The organism is Streptomyces sp. 63XJN7_1_ISO-PGPR-S23-121, assembly GCF_056173025.1.
The window spans coordinates 287354-300481 of sequence record NZ_CM149653.1; the positions used below are offsets into that span (position 1 = coordinate 287354).

General features: G+C 70.7%; 12 protein-coding genes and 1 pseudogene. 9 read left to right on the forward strand and 4 right to left on the reverse strand.

Translation table 11 applies throughout. The annotated features are described in order from the left end of the window. Positions 1–242: 242 nt before the first annotated feature. From AC0VYN_RS01395 to AC0VYN_RS01405, 3 genes are all read right to left on the reverse strand, one after another. Positions 243–734, reverse strand: a complete 492-nt coding sequence (locus tag AC0VYN_RS01395) for a hypothetical protein (protein WP_475534436.1) — start codon at positions 732–734, stop codon at positions 243–245. Positions 735–1554: 820 nt separating this feature from the next. Next, the gene (locus AC0VYN_RS01400) at positions 1555–1734 is read right to left on the reverse strand and encodes a hypothetical protein (protein ID WP_475534437.1); all 180 of its coding nucleotides are present in this window, start codon (positions 1732–1734) and stop codon (positions 1555–1557) included. Next, entirely contained in the window at positions 1731–3212 is a 1482-nt protein-coding gene (locus AC0VYN_RS01405) for a recombinase family protein (protein WP_475534438.1), read from the reverse strand. The genes AC0VYN_RS01400 and AC0VYN_RS01405 overlap by 4 nt, the downstream gene beginning before the upstream one ends. A gap of 53 nt (positions 3213–3265) precedes the next feature. Here AC0VYN_RS01405 and AC0VYN_RS01410 point away from each other — a divergent pair. The 6 genes and pseudogenes from AC0VYN_RS01410 to AC0VYN_RS01435 form a co-directional block, all read left to right on the forward strand. After that, positions 3266–4057, forward strand: a pseudogene (locus AC0VYN_RS01410) (ATPase, T2SS/T4P/T4SS family); the annotation flags it as partial. Next, the gene (locus AC0VYN_RS01415; protein ID WP_475534439.1) at positions 4041–4913 is read left to right on the forward strand and encodes a type II secretion system F family protein; all 873 of its coding nucleotides are present in this window, start codon (positions 4041–4043) and stop codon (positions 4911–4913) included. The pseudogene AC0VYN_RS01410 and the gene AC0VYN_RS01415, both read left to right, overlap by 17 nt. Next, a complete protein-coding gene (locus AC0VYN_RS01420; RefSeq protein ID WP_475534440.1) occupies positions 4910–5707 on the forward strand; it encodes a type II secretion system F family protein in 798 nt (265 codons plus the stop codon). The genes AC0VYN_RS01415 and AC0VYN_RS01420 overlap by 4 nt, the downstream gene beginning before the upstream one ends. A 91-nt stretch (positions 5708–5798) precedes the next feature. Continuing rightward, on the forward strand, positions 5799–6026 hold the full coding sequence (locus tag AC0VYN_RS01425) for a DUF4244 domain-containing protein (RefSeq protein WP_475534441.1): 228 nt from the start codon (positions 5799–5801) through the stop codon (positions 6024–6026). Continuing rightward, entirely contained in the window at positions 6013–6498 is a 486-nt protein-coding gene (locus AC0VYN_RS01430; RefSeq protein ID WP_475534442.1) for a TadE family type IV pilus minor pilin, read from the forward strand. The genes AC0VYN_RS01425 and AC0VYN_RS01430 overlap by 14 nt, the downstream gene beginning before the upstream one ends. Beyond that, complete coding sequence (locus AC0VYN_RS01435) at positions 6495–6905, forward strand: Rv3654c family TadE-like protein (RefSeq protein ID WP_475534443.1); 411 nt, start codon at positions 6495–6497, stop codon at positions 6903–6905. Before AC0VYN_RS01430 ends, AC0VYN_RS01435 begins: the two co-directional genes overlap by 4 nt. 59 nt (positions 6906–6964) lie before the next feature. On the opposite strand, the gene AC0VYN_RS01440 is transcribed toward AC0VYN_RS01435, so the two are convergent. Further along, positions 6965–9439, reverse strand: a complete 2475-nt coding sequence (locus AC0VYN_RS01440) for a DEAD/DEAH box helicase (RefSeq protein WP_475534444.1) — start codon at positions 9437–9439, stop codon at positions 6965–6967. Between the two features lie 82 nt (positions 9440–9521). Here AC0VYN_RS01440 and bldG point away from each other — a divergent pair, with 82 nt between their 5' ends. The 3 genes from bldG to AC0VYN_RS01455 all read left to right on the forward strand — a co-directional run bounded on the left by bldG (position 9522) and on the right by AC0VYN_RS01455 (position 13093). Beyond that, positions 9522–9863 (forward strand): anti-sigma factor antagonist BldG, encoded by a 342-nt coding sequence (gene bldG, locus AC0VYN_RS01445; RefSeq protein ID WP_003975386.1) that lies wholly within the window; start codon positions 9522–9524, stop codon positions 9861–9863. Positions 9864–9966: 103 nt separating this feature from the next. Further along, entirely contained in the window at positions 9967–10395 is a 429-nt protein-coding gene (locus AC0VYN_RS01450; RefSeq protein WP_385461584.1) for an ATP-binding protein, read from the forward strand. A gap of 292 nt (positions 10396–10687) precedes the next feature. Beyond that, positions 10688–13093 carry a sodium-translocating pyrophosphatase gene (locus AC0VYN_RS01455; protein ID WP_475534445.1) on the forward strand — a complete coding sequence of 802 codons (2406 nt, stop codon included), beginning with the start codon at positions 10688–10690 and terminating at the stop codon, positions 13091–13093. Positions 13094–13128: the final 35 nt, after the last annotated feature.

The window sequence follows — 13128 nt, forward strand, 5'->3', positions numbered from 1 at the left end:
ATCAGCGCCAAACCGGCTCACGTGCTTGTCGTATTCCTTGTGACACTTTCGGCACAGAGGCATATACCCGCTGGGATCAGGCGAGTAGGCACGCCACTTCTGATCTCGGATAATCTCCGGCGACTCCCAGTCAAGTGCCCAATCATGAGCGCTCAATCCGCAGAAGTCGCACGGGTAATACCGGGCCGGTCCGTGAAGCCGCTTCACACGGGCGTGCGCATTCTCGTACGCGTAGGCGGAAGTCACTTGCTCGACTCCTTCGCCACAGCGGCAGTACGCGACTGATAGACGCGCTTCCAACACTTGTCAGTGCAGTAGCGGCGACGCTTTCCGCGCAGTACCGGGAAAGTGGCTTCCCTGCCGCACATCGGATCGGCGCAAGTGATCGAGTACTGGCGGCGTCCGTACCCGTCAACGAATTCACGGTTGGCGACCATGCGGGCTTCGTCCTGGGCGGCCTTGTGCTCGGCCTCAGCGCGACAAACCGGCGACGCCGTCTCTCGCTTCGGGTTGCAGCTCCGCTGTGCCTCAGACTCGCGCACAACGCTTTCGCCGCACTTCCGGCACGTCAGCGTGAGCGGAAGCTTCAGGTTCGTCAGCTTCGTCTGAAGGCGAGTGAGCCGGGAAGTCCGCGCCCGGCAGGCATCGGAACAGAAACGCTTGTTGGCGTATGTGGCGCGCTCACCGATTTGGGGAATCGGGTTGCTGCAACCTATGTCGGCGCAAGTGCGCATGGCGGGGCATCCTTCGCTGTGGTGGAAACGAAAAACGCCCCTTCCCAGGGAATCAACGCAGCGCCACCACACGCTTACGTCGACTCAACCCAGGAAGGGGCGAGGTGTGTGCATTGGCCTGAGCACAAGGCCACCGGCACACGGCGGGTTCATGGGGCGGGAAAGCGTGGTGGTCCCGCAGCAAGGGCGCCGTAAAGCGCCTCTATCTATATGAAGGGAGTCGGCAACCTGCCCCAGTCAGCGCCACAGCGGGAAGGCGGGGCGAGTGACGTACTAAGACGAACAGAATGCATCTACTGATTGCCCTATGAGATCTCTTTAGTGAATGTGTAGATACATAATGTTCGTCTTAGTACGTCACTCAGGAGAGAGAAAGCCCAGGTCAGACGATGTTTCGGCGCTCTTCGCTGTGTGGTGCTGAAGTTGCCAAAGTGACGCCGACCGGCCGTTCCGACAGTAAGGCGCACAGAAGCGCTAAATCTTTTGCCCCATTTGGGGGGTCGCCCAGCGCATACGCCGTGACCGGCACCACACTCGCCCCGCCATGAAGCCCCGGTAATCCGCCCAGGGGTGACGTCCTGCGGGAATCCCTTCAGCTCCGCCACACTGCCGGATGACTACTCACGTGAGTAGTCACTTTCTCGGCTTCACCGTGCTGCCGCAGCGGAGCCACTGAGCGCCCGTCTCCGCCCCGCTGAGCGCTCCGCCGTCCGCCGGTAGCTCCGCGCCCCTCACAGCGCCGTACGCGGGCATAGAGAAGCCCCCGGCTCCGTAGTGGCAACCGGGGGCGTGTGTGGCGTTCTGAGGGGCGTACGGGTGGCTAGGCGCCCAGGGCTTCAGGGTGCCCCTGCAAGGCCGCTAGAAGCGCTTCCAGCCGCTCTACTTTCTGCCGGGTCAACACGCTGCGGTCGCCCTTGTGCTGACGCCGGTACAAGACGTCGAGCCGGAAGGACGTGTAACGGATCTCCGCAGCAAGGAACTTGCGCTCTTCGTCGCTCACGCTGCCGACTCCGCCCACTCGATACGAACGCGTTCCGCACCGTTGAACCGGGCGCCCTTGTAAGGCGCCTTCGTGACGGTCACCCGCTCGACGGCGAGCCGCACAAGGTCACGCCGCGTCGACTGTTCCGCGTTGTCGTACGCCTGCCGTGCGAAGCCTTCGAGAAGGAACGTGATATCGACGCGCGGGCTTTCCAGCGCCGACAACCGTTCTTCAGCTTCCGCCTTCCGCAAGTCGAGATCAGCGGCAAGGTTCGCGAAGTGGACGCGAAGGGCGCCATTGAACATTCCGGCCTTGTAGTCGGCGGCAAGTTGCTTTGCCTCTTGCTCGACGCCCCGCAGTGCCGCTTTCGCTTCGCTGATCGCTGCCGTTTCCTGGGGCGCGTTCAGTGCCGCATACCGGTCAGCGACGATTCCGAGAAGCGCGTCTTCCGCGTCGGATGCGCCCAGGCGTGCCGACCACGCGTCGACCACATAGCTTTCGATTGCGGTAATGCTCACTGAAGCGGGCGCCGGGCAGGCAATGCCGGAACGCTGCTGATTGCACAGCAATGAGCCGCCACTACGCGCCATGTTGTACCCGCACCCGGCGCACACGCAGAGTCCGACCATGGTTGTTTCAGCACGGCCACGACGGGGCGCTTCAGGATTGGCGGCAAGCTGGAATCCGGAGATCACCCGGCGTGCGCGCGCTGCCTTGTCGGCGGGAATGGTGGCTTCGTCCTTCGCTGCGCACCGCACCCGCTTGCCGTCGTTCAGGTAGGCGACCGGCGTTGTCTTCTTCACGCTGACAGTCAACCACCCTTCGTGAACCGGGTGGTGGACGATTTGACGCACGGTCGCGCTGTGCCACTTGCCGCCGCCCGGACCGGGAATCTTGTCAGCGTTCAGCCCCTTCGCGATTACGCGCGTGCTCGACCCAGCTTCAGCTTCCGCGTAGATGCGCTCGACAATGGGCCACGTCTTCGGCTTGTTGTGAAGCTTCCGGTTCTTGTCGACGGTCCACCCGTACGGCGGACGCGCAAGCCACTTGCCCTCTGTGCGCTGCCGCTCTTTCGTGGTGCGGACGTTGTACGAAAGTCGGTCGCTGTACTCGAAGGCGTCTTCCGCGCGCTGAATGATCCAACGCCGGTCACGCTTGCGGGACGTGTCAAGGTCTTCGTAATCGAAGACGACGCGCTTTCCGGAGTCGAGAAGATCAATGACGCTGCGCGCGCCCTTACGGCTGAAGCGGTCCATTGCGAAGCACCACAGTGCGGGTACTTCGTCGCTGAGAACGGCGGCAAGCGCCTTTTCGAATTCGGGACGCTCGACGGCGCGGAAGGCGGATTCGTTTTCCCGCCACACCTTCCGGACGCCGTAGCCGTTTTGGTCTGCCCAGCGTCGGCCCCGGTCTTCCTGGGCGCGGATGCTGAGGGCGTCGGTTCCTGCGCTGACGCGCTTCGACTTGCGTACGTACAGATCGACTTGCGGCTTCATAGCGGCACCCGCTTTCACCTGGGGGTTTCGCTAGCTACCAAGGTGGTCGGCAACCCCCGGTGGCCGTCGGCTGCACATGCCTCTCGCTGCGGGTGGTGCGGCCGCGCGCCTTCACGCTCGACGAGCTGACGGCGGCGGGCACCGTGCCCCCCGGCGGGGACCGGGTGCTGCGGGCGCTCCTGCGGGCTCGGCTCTCCTTCCTCGTCAGCGGCGGCACCGGCAGCGGCAAGACAACGCTGCTGAGCGCGCTGCTCGGGCTGGTCGGCCCCGGTGAGCGGATCGTGCTCGCCGAGGACTCGGCGGAGCTGCGGCCGGACCACCCGCACGTCGTCCGCCTGGAGACCAGATCCGCCAACCAGGAGGGCGCGGGCCTGGTCAGCCTGGAGGACCTGGTGCGGCAGGCCCTGCGGATGCGGCCGGACCGGCTGGTCGTCGGCGAGGTGCGCGGACCCGAAGTGGTGCATCTGCTCGCCGCCCTGAACACCGGCCACGCGGGCGGCTGCGGGACCGTGCACGCCAACGCCGCCGCCGACGTACCCGCCCGGCTGGAGGCACTCGGCACCGCCGCCGGACTGGACCGGGCAGCCCTGCACAGCCAGTTGGCGGCGGCCCTGTCGGTCGTCCTGCACCTGGTGCGGGACCGGGCGGGACGGCGTCGCATCGCCGAAGTGCACGTGCTGGAACGGGACCCGTCGGGCCTGGTGAGGACGGTCCCGGCACTGCGGTGGGGCGCGGAGGCGTTCGTTGCCGAGCGCGGGTGGGAGCGGCTGCGGGAACTGCTGCGCGGCGAAGGACTCGGAGCGCGGCATCTGGAAGGGAGGCCAACCGATGACGGGAACAGGTGAACTGACGACGGCCGCCGCCCTGGCGTGCCTGGTCGCGGGCGCCCGGCTGACGGTCGGGTGGCACACCGGGGCACGGCGCGCGCGCCTGCTGCTCCGGGGAGGCGGGACGGCCGGGACCGGGCCGCCCACGGTGAGGCGGGTGACGGACGGGCTGCGGCAGGTACGCGGTCGGCTGCGGGGCGAGTGGTGGTCCTTGGCGGCCGGGCTGGTGCTGGCGGTACTGGGCGCCTCGGTGCTTCCGGTCGTCGCGGGAGCGGCCGGAGTGCCGGTGCTGCGGCGCGTACGGCTGGCCGGCCGGGACCGACGGGACCGGGAACACCGGCAGGACGCGGTCATCGCACTGTGCGGCGTGCTCGCGGGCGAGGTGCGGGCGGGCCGGCAGCCGGGGGAGGCACTGCTGTGCGCAGCGCACGACCCCGGAGGACTCGGTGACGCGCAGGCGGCGGTACTGGCGGCGGCCAGGTTCGGCGGGGACGTCCCGGCCGCCCTCGCGGCGACGGCACACCGACCGGGCGCCGACGGACTGCGCGGCCTCGCGGCCTGCTGGCGGGTGGCCGTCGACCAGGGCGCCGGGCTCGCGGCGGGGCTCGAGCGGCTGGAGGCCGCACTGCGCGCCGAGCGGGACCAGCGGGCCGACCTGCGCGCCCAGTTGGCGGGCGCCCGCGCCACGGCGGTGATGCTGGCCGGCCTGCCGGTGCTGGGCCTCCTGCTCGGTGTCGCCCTCGGCTCCGACCCGTTGCACGTCCTGCTGCACACCGGAGGAGGACTGGGGTGCCTGCTGGCCGGCGCGGTGCTGGAGGGCCTCGGACTGTGGTGGGTGTCCCGGATCGTGCGAGGCGCGGAGGCGGCGGCGTGAACGGGGACGTCGCCCACAGGCTGGGGACGGTGTTGGGGGTGGTGTTGCTCGCCGGGTGGCTGGTGGGCCGGGCCGGCGCCGTGCGGCGGGAGCGTGCGGTGCGCAAGCGGCTCGCGGCGCTGATGGTCCCCGAGCGGGCCCGGGCCGGCCCACGGGGCGGCGAGGTACTGGACGCCGCGCGCAGGTGGCTGCCCCTGGTGGGGACGGTGGGCGCCGGATGGGCCCTGGTGGGCGGCGTGATCGGTGTCGTGGTGGGGCTGACCGCGGCGGCAGCGCTGTGGCGTTGGAATGCGAAACGACCGGCCGCCGGATCGGCCGCGGAGGAGACCACCGCCGTGGAGGCCGCCCGCCAACTGCCCTTGGCGGCCGATCTGCTGGCGGCGTGCGTGGCGGCAGGGGCCGGCCCGGTGGTCGCGGCCCAGGCCGTCGGCGACGCCCTCGGCGGACCGGTCGGGGACGCGCTGGCGCGTGGCGCCGCGGAAGTCCGGCTCGGTGGTGAGCCGGGCGGTGCCTGGCGCGGGCTGGCCGCGTTGCCGGACGCCGCGTCCTTGGCGCGGCTGCTGGAGCGCGCCGACGTGTCCGGCATGCCCGCCGCCGGACCGGTCGCCCGGCTCGCCGCCCAGGCCCGCGCCGACCGGGCACGGGCCACGACGGTCCGGGCCCGCCGGGCGGCCGTCATGGTCACCGCGCCGGTGGGGCTGTGCTTCCTGCCCGCCTTCGTCGCGGTGGGCGTGGCGCCGGTGGTGATCGGCCTCGCGGGCGGGGTGCTGGGCGGCGGAGGAGGTGGTGGGTGACGGGAGCGGAGGGCGACGGCGTGGCGCCGGCGAGCGAGTGAACCGACGGACGAGCGAGTGAACGACGGAACCGAACCTCACGGGGGTTGTGATGAATCGATCGGTACGGCCATGGCTGCGTGCCCTGGTGTGCGCAGTACGCGCGGCGCGGCGGCAGGCCGGGCCGCGGCGGGACGCGGGAATGGTCACTTCGGAGTACGCGATGGGCATCGTCGCGGCGGTGGCGTTCGCCGTGGTGCTCTACAAGGTGGTGACGAGCGGGGCGGTCAGCGCGGAGCTCCAGGGCATCGTGAAGCGGGCGCTCGATGCGCGGATGTGAGCGGTCGGCGGGGCGGGAAGCCCGTTGGAGAGCCGACGGGGGGTTCGTGACGGCCGAGACCGCCGTGGTGCTGCCGGTGCTGGTGGCGTTCGCGATGGCGCTGGTGTGGGGTCTGCTGGTCGTGGCCGCCCAGATCCAGTGCGTGGACGCCGCCCGCACGGGAGCTCGCGCGGCGGCCCGGCAGGACCCGGCCGACGCGGTCGTCCAGGTCGCCCGGGAAGCGGCGCCGCACGGTGCGCGGGTCACCGTCGCCCGGGAGGCGGACCGGGTCCGTGTGGTGGTCGTGGCCGCACCGCCGGTACTGCACGGCCTGCCCTTCGAGGTACGGGAGGAGGCCGTCGCCTCGGTCGAGCGAGCGGCCGGCCCGGCCGTGGCCCGCACGGGTGGGACGCCGGCCGATCCGGCAGGGGGCCCGGCAGCGGACGCGGTCCCGGGCCGGACGGCGGACGCGCCGACGGGGGCCAGGCCATGAGCGGTGGCTTCTCGTCCCGCCGGGCGGCCGTCCGGCACGCCCTGGAGGGTTCCGACCGGGGATCCGCCACCGTCTGGAGTGTCGGCGCGATCGCCGTCCTGTGCCTCGTGTTCGGCATCGTGCTGGCTCTGGGGCAGGCCGTCGCGGCCCGGCACCGTGCGGCCGGCGGGGCCGACCTCGCGGCGCTGGCGGCGGCCGACCACTGGTCGCTGGGCGGCCCGGCGGCGTGTGCCCACGCGGACCGGATCGCGCGGGCCCAAAACACGCGGCTGGTGCGGTGCGTCCTGACCGGCCAGGTCTCCGACGTGACCGCGGCGTCGGGCCGAGGCCCTTTCGGGGCGGAGGTCCGGGCCCGGGCCGGCCCTGCGGAACCGGACCCGGGGACTGGGCCGAGACCGGCCCCGTGACGCCGCGGTGGAGTGGCGAGGCGCCGCGACGGCGTGGCTGGGCGCCGCGCCTGACGCGCCTACCGACCCTCCGTCCCCGGCGCCGCCTCCGTTGCTCCTCGCAGCAGCACCGTGAGCAGCCGTACGGCCCCCCGCTTGTGCAGCGGATCGTTGCCGTTGCCGCACTTCGGGGACTGGATGCAGGACGGGCAGCCCGCGTCGCACTCGCAGGAGGCGATGGCCTCCCAGGTGGCCGTGAGCCACGCCCGGGCCGTGTGGAAGGCGCGCTCCGAAAAGCCAGCACCACCCGGATGGCCGTCGTACACGAAGACCGTCGGCAGCAGTGTGTCCGGGTGCAGCGGCACCGACACGCCACCGATGTCCCAGCGGTCGCACGTGGCGAACAGGGGCAGCATGCCGATCGACGCGTGCTCGGCGGCGTGCAGGGCGCCACCGAGGATCTCCGGGTTGATCCGGGCCTCGTCCAGCTGGTCCTCGGTCACGGTCCACCACACCGCACGCGTGCGCAGCGTCCGGGGAGGGAGGTCGAGCTTCGTCTCACCCAAGACCTCGCCGGTGATCAGCCGCCGGCGCAGGAAGGAGACCACTTGGTTGGTGACCTCGACGGAGCCGAGGCACAGGCGTCCGTCGCCCCACGGGACCTCGAGGTCGGTCCGGAGGACGGAGATCGACGTCGTGTCGCGGGCGACCGTGGAGTACGACGGCGTGGCCTGCTCCACCAGGGCGACGGAGTCCTCCAGGTCCAGCGAACGCACGAGATACGTGCGGCCCTGGTGGAGGTGGACGGCGCCCTCGTGGACGGACGTGTGGGCGGCGCCGGCGTCGACCGTGCCCAGCAGCCTGCCCGTCCCGGCCTCGACGACCTGGACCGGACGTCCGCCCTCCCCGCGGATGTCGGTCAGGTCGGCGGCCCGCTCACGGCGCGTCCAGTGCCAGGCCCGGGTCCGGCGGCGCAGCAGCTTCGCCGCCTCCAGCTGGGGGAGCAGCTCCTCGCAGGCGGGGCCGAAGAGCTTCAGGTCGTCCTCCGTCAGGGGCAGCTCGGCCGCGGCGGCGCACAGGTGGGGGGCGAGGACGTAGGGGTTGTCGGGGTCGAGGACCGTGGACTCCACGGGCTGGTCGAACAGGGCCTCCGGGTGGTGGACGAGGAAGGTGTCCAGCGGGTCGTCCCGGGCGACCAGCACCGCCAGCGCCCCCTGCCCCGACCGGCCCGCGCGTCCGGCCTGCTGCCACAGCGACGCCCGGGTGCCCGGGTAGCCGGCGATGACCACGGCGTCCAGGCCGGAGATGTCGACACCGAGCTCGAGGGCGTTCGTCGCCGCGAGCCCGAGGAGTTCGCCCGAGTGCAGGGCGCGTTCCAGGGCGCGGCGCTCCTCGGGGAGGTAGCCGCCGCGGTAGGCCGCGACCCGCCGGGTCAGTGAGCGGTCGACCTCGGCCAGGCGTTCCTGGGCGATCACCGAGATCAGCTCGGCGCCGCGCCGGGAGCGTACGAAGGTGATCGAGCGCATGCCCTGCACGGTGAGGTCGGTGAGCAGGTCGGCGGCCTCGGCGGTGGCGGTGCGGCGGACCGGCGCGCCCTTCTCGCCCTCCAGTTCGGTCAGGGGCGGTTCCCAGAGGGCGAACACCAGTTCACCGCGGGGCGAGGCGTCGTCGGCGACCTCGACCACCGGCAGCCCGGTGAGCCGGCGGGCCGCCACCGAGGGCTCGGCGGCGGTGGCGGAGGCCAGCAGGAACACGGGCGACGCGCCGTAGCGGGCGCACAGCCGGCGCAGTCTGCGCAGCACCTGGGCGACGTGCGAGCCGAAGACGCCGCGGTAGGTGTGGCACTCGTCGACGACGACGTACCTCAGCGACTTCAGGAAGGAGGACCAGCGGGGGTGGGACGGCAGGATCGCGCGGTGCAGCATGTCCGGATTGGTGAGGACGTAGGTGGCGTACTGGCGGATCCACTCGCGTTCCTCGAACGGCGTGTCGCCGTCGTACACGGCGGCTCGCACAGATGTGCCCAGTGGTTGTGCGAGTTCCTTCACGGACCGGCACTGATCGGCGGCCAGCGCCTTGGTCGGAGCCAGGTAGAGGGCGGTGGCGCCCCGCCCGTTCGGGGCCTCGGAGCCGTCCAGGAGCGTCGACAGGACCGGCACGAGGTAGGCCAGGGACTTGCCGGAGGCGGTGCCGGTGGCGACGACCACCGAATCGCCGTCCAGGGCGTGTTCCGCGGCCCGTGCCTGGTGGGCCCAGGGGTGCTCGATGCCCGCGTCCCGCACCGCCGCGACGACCTCCGGGCGAATCCGGTCCGGCCAGAGGGCATGACGGCCCGCACGCGGGGGCAAGTGCTCCGTATGAGTGATGCGCGCAGCCCGGTTCGGTCCCGCGGCGAGCCGGTCCAGGAGCGTGCCCGGATCCGGCCGGGAGCCGGGCCCCGCCGGGGTTCGATCGGATCGGTGATTCGTGGCCATCGGCACCGAGTGTGTCACTGGCGTGACGGACAATGGGACCAAGGCGTCGTGCACGCCTGCCGGTAAGTGATTGAATGCCATCGCGGCTGGCGAACCGTCCTGGGAGCTTCAAGCCGAGGTGTCCCGAGGGACGACCGCTCGATAGCAAGGTGCTGGAGGATCCGTGGACCTGTCCCTGTCGACCCGTACCGTCGGCGATCGTACGGTCGTCGAGGTCGGTGGCGAAATTGACGTATACACCGCGCCCAAGCTGCGCGAGCAGCTGGTCGAGCTGGTGAACGACGGGAGTTTCCACCTCGTCGTCGATATGGAGGGCGTGGACTTCCTCGACTCCACCGGGCTCGGCGTGCTGGTCGGCGGACTGAAGCGCGTGCGCGCCCATGAGGGCTCGCTGCGCCTGGTCTGCAACCAGGAGCGCATTCTCAAGATCTTCCGTATCACCGGCCTCACCAAGGTGTTCCCCATTCACACCTCGGTCGAGGAAGCGGTGGCGGCCACCGACTGACGACCGTCCCCCGGGCCAGCGCCCGGGGCGACCGAACCAAGGAGGGGCTGGGCTGTCGACAGCCCGGCCCCTCGACAGCACGCCCGTAGTACGAGGGGGATGCATGGCCACCGTCGAACTCCGCTTCAGCGCGCTGCCCGAGCATGTCCGCACCGCCCGTCTGGTGGCGGCAGCGGTGGCACGCAGGGCCGGAGTGGACGAGGCCGTCCTCGACGAGGTCAGGCTCGCCGTCGGCGAGGCCTGCACCCGGGCCGTGGGCCTGCATCAGCACGTCGGCATCACCGCGCCGGTCCACGTGTCGCTGATCGAGGAGGAGAAGCAGTTCTCCATCGAGGTCGGCGACAAGGCGCCGCACGCGGTGCCCGGGGCCGCGGGCCGGGGCGCCGGCGACGACGTGGAGGCCGAGGAGGACGAGATGGGCCTCGCGGTCATCAGCGGCCTCGTCGACGACGTGGAGGTCTCGGCCGGCGAGGACGGCGGACTGATCCGTATGACGTGGCCGACCGCGACCGTGGTGCTGCCGCCCGTCTGACACTCGCATCACCCGAAGGGCCCTACCTCGTAGGGCCCTTCGTCATGTGCGGAAGATGCGGGCCGTGCATACAGTGGTGCCGTGCGGGAGTCAGGTGAATTCATTCACGATCAATCGCGCGAAAAAGGATCAGGTGAAAGGATCACGGCGTTAATGCCGAAGGGGCATTACTACGTCCGGGGTCCTTCCGGTTGACAGGTCAATTCCATTTGTCGTGCACTGTTTTGATCAGGTTCCGGTACCTACAATCCCGTCCACATCTTGAGCTCAGCCCAAGCGTCAAGGAGGACGAATGGCGGAGCTTTCCACCCCTCATCAGTTGGGCGATGCCTCGACCGTCGCCGCCGCCGTACTGACCGACGGAAACCGCGCCCTGGTCGCGGTCATCGCGGTCGTCGCGCTGGCCGCGCTGGTGCTCGCGGGAATCCTGGTGCGCCAGGTGCTCGCGGCAGGCGAGGGAACCGAGAGCATGAAGAAGATCGCGGCTGCCGTCCAGGAAGGCGCGAACGCCTATCTGGCCCGGCAGTTGCGCACGCTCGGCGTATTCGCCGTCGTCGTGTTCTTCCTGCTCATGCTGCTGCCCGCGGACGACTGGAGTCAGCGTGCCGGACGATCGGTCTTCTTCCTGATCGGCGCGGCATTCTCGGCGGCCACCGGCTATATCGGCATGTGGCTCGCCGTGCGCAGCAATGTGCGCGTCGCCGCGGCGGCGCGGGAAGCGACACCGGGCCCGGGTGAACCGGAAAAGGATCTCACCCTCGTCTCGCACAAAGCGATGAAGATCGCATTTCGCACGGGCGGCGTCGTCGGCATGTTCACGGTGGGACTCGGCCTCCTGGGCGCCTCCTGCGTGGTGCTGGTGTACGCGGCCGACGCGCCGAAGGTGCTGGAGGGCTTCGGCCTCGGCGCCGCGCTGATCGCGATGTTCATGCGGGTCGGCGGCGGCATCTTCACCAAGGCCGCCGACGTCGGCGCCGACCTGGTCGGCAAGGTCGAGCAGGGCATCCCGGAGGACGATCCGCGCAACGCCGCCACCATCGCCGACAACGTGGGCGACAACGTCGGCGACTGCGCGGGCATGGCGGCCGACCTCTTCGAGTCGTACGCCGTGACACTGGTGGCCGCGCTGATCCTCGGCAAGGTGGCCTTCGGCGACGCGGGGCTGGCCTTCCCGCTGCTCGTGCCGGCCATCGGCGTGCTCACCGCCATGATCGGCATCTTCGCGGTGGCGCCCCGGCGGGCCGACCGCAGCGGCATGAGCGCGATCAACCGGGGCTTCTTCGTCTCCGCGGTGATCTCGCTGGTGCTGGTGGCGGTGGCCGTCTTCGTCTACCTCCCCGGCTCGTACGCCGACCTGGACGGCGTCACCGACGCCGCCATCGCCGGCAGGGGCGGCGACCCGCGGATCCTCGCGCTCGTCGCCGTGGCGATCGGCATCGTGCTGGCCGCCCTGATCCAGCAGCTCACCGGTTACTTCACCGAGACCACCCGGCGGCCCGTCAGGGACATCGGCAAGACCTCGCTCACCGGTCCCGCCACCGTCGTCCTCGCCGGCATCTCCATCGGCCTGGAATCCGCCGTCTACACCGCCCTGCTGATCGGCCTCGGCGTCTACGGGGCCTTCCTGCTCGGCGGCACGTCGATCATGCTGGCGCTGTTCGCGGTGGCGCTGGCCGGAACCGGCCTGCTCACCACGGTCGGCGTCATCGTCGCCATGGACACCTTCGGTCCGGTTTCCGACAACGCCCAGGGCATCGCCGAGATGTCCGGCGACGTCGAGGGCGCCGGCGCCCAGGTGCTCACCAACCTGGACGCCGTCGGCAACACCACCAAGGCCATCACCAAGGGCATCGCCATCGCCACGGCCGTCCTCGCGGCCTCGGCACTGTTCGGTTCGTACCGCGACGCCATCACCACCGGTGCGCGGGACGTGGGCGAGAGACTCAGCGGCGACGGTGCGCCGATGAGCCTGATGATGGACATCTCGCAGCCCAACAACCTGGTCGGGCTGATCGCGGGCGCGGCGGTCGTCTTCCTCTTCTCGGGGCTGGCGATCAACGCGGTGTCGCGGTCGGCGGGTTCGGTGGTCTTCGAGGTGCGGCGGCAGTTCCGGGAGAAGCCCGGCATCATGAACCACACCGAGACGCCGGAGTACGGCAAGGTCGTCGACATCTGCACCAGGGACGCCCTGCGCGAACTCGCCACGCCCGGGCTCCTCGCGGTGCTGGCGCCCATCTTCATCGGGTTCACGCTCGGCGTCGGCGCGCTCGGCGCGTTCCTGGCGGGCGCGATCGGCGCGGGCACGCTGATGGCGGTGTTCCTCGCCAACTCCGGTGGCGCCTGGGACAACGCCAAGAAACTCGTCGAGGACGGTCACCACGGGGGCAAGGGCAGCGACGCCCACGAGGCCACCGTCATCGGCGACACGGTCGGCGACCCCTTCAAGGACACCGCGGGTCCCGCCATCAACCCGCTGCTGAAGGTCATGAACCTGGTGGCGCTGCTCATCGCGCCGGCGGTCATCAAGTTCTCCTACGGCGCCGACCGGAGCGTAGGCGTGCGGGTGCTGGTCGCGGTCGTCGCCTTCGTCGTCATCGCGGCGGCGGTGTACGTGTCCAAGCGGCGCGGCATCGCGGTGGGTGACGAGGACAACGCCGGGCAGGAGCCCAAGTCGCCCGATCCGGCGGTGGTTTCGTAGCCGCCGGATCCGGCGGCGGCAGGCGGTCCCGCTCA

Bases quoted from the DNA above. Each gene is read 5' to 3' on its own strand.
- AC0VYN_RS01435 (WP_475534443.1), top strand. From the start codon at position 6,495: ATGAGCGGTGGCTTCTCGTCCCGCCGGGCGGCCGTCCGGCACGCCCTG.
- AC0VYN_RS01450 (WP_385461584.1), top strand. From the start codon at position 9,967: ATGGCCACCGTCGAACTCCGCTTCAGCGCGCTGCCCGAGCATGTCCGC.
- AC0VYN_RS01425 (WP_475534441.1), top strand. From the start codon at position 5,799: ATGAATCGATCGGTACGGCCATGGCTGCGTGCCCTGGTGTGCGCAGTA.
- AC0VYN_RS01455 (WP_475534445.1), top strand. From the start codon at position 10,688: ATGGCGGAGCTTTCCACCCCTCATCAGTTGGGCGATGCCTCGACCGTC.
- AC0VYN_RS01430 (WP_475534442.1), top strand. From the start codon at position 6,013: ATGCGCGGATGTGAGCGGTCGGCGGGGCGGGAAGCCCGTTGGAGAGCC.
- AC0VYN_RS01415 (WP_475534439.1), top strand. From the start codon at position 4,041: ATGACGGGAACAGGTGAACTGACGACGGCCGCCGCCCTGGCGTGCCTG.
- AC0VYN_RS01405 (WP_475534438.1), bottom strand. From the start codon at position 3,212: ATGAAGCCGCAAGTCGATCTGTACGTACGCAAGTCGAAGCGCGTCAGC.
- AC0VYN_RS01395 (WP_475534436.1), bottom strand. From the start codon at position 734: ATGCGCACTTGCGCCGACATAGGTTGCAGCAACCCGATTCCCCAAATC.
- AC0VYN_RS01440 (WP_475534444.1), bottom strand. From the start codon at position 9,439: ATGGCATTCAATCACTTACCGGCAGGCGTGCACGACGCCTTGGTCCCA.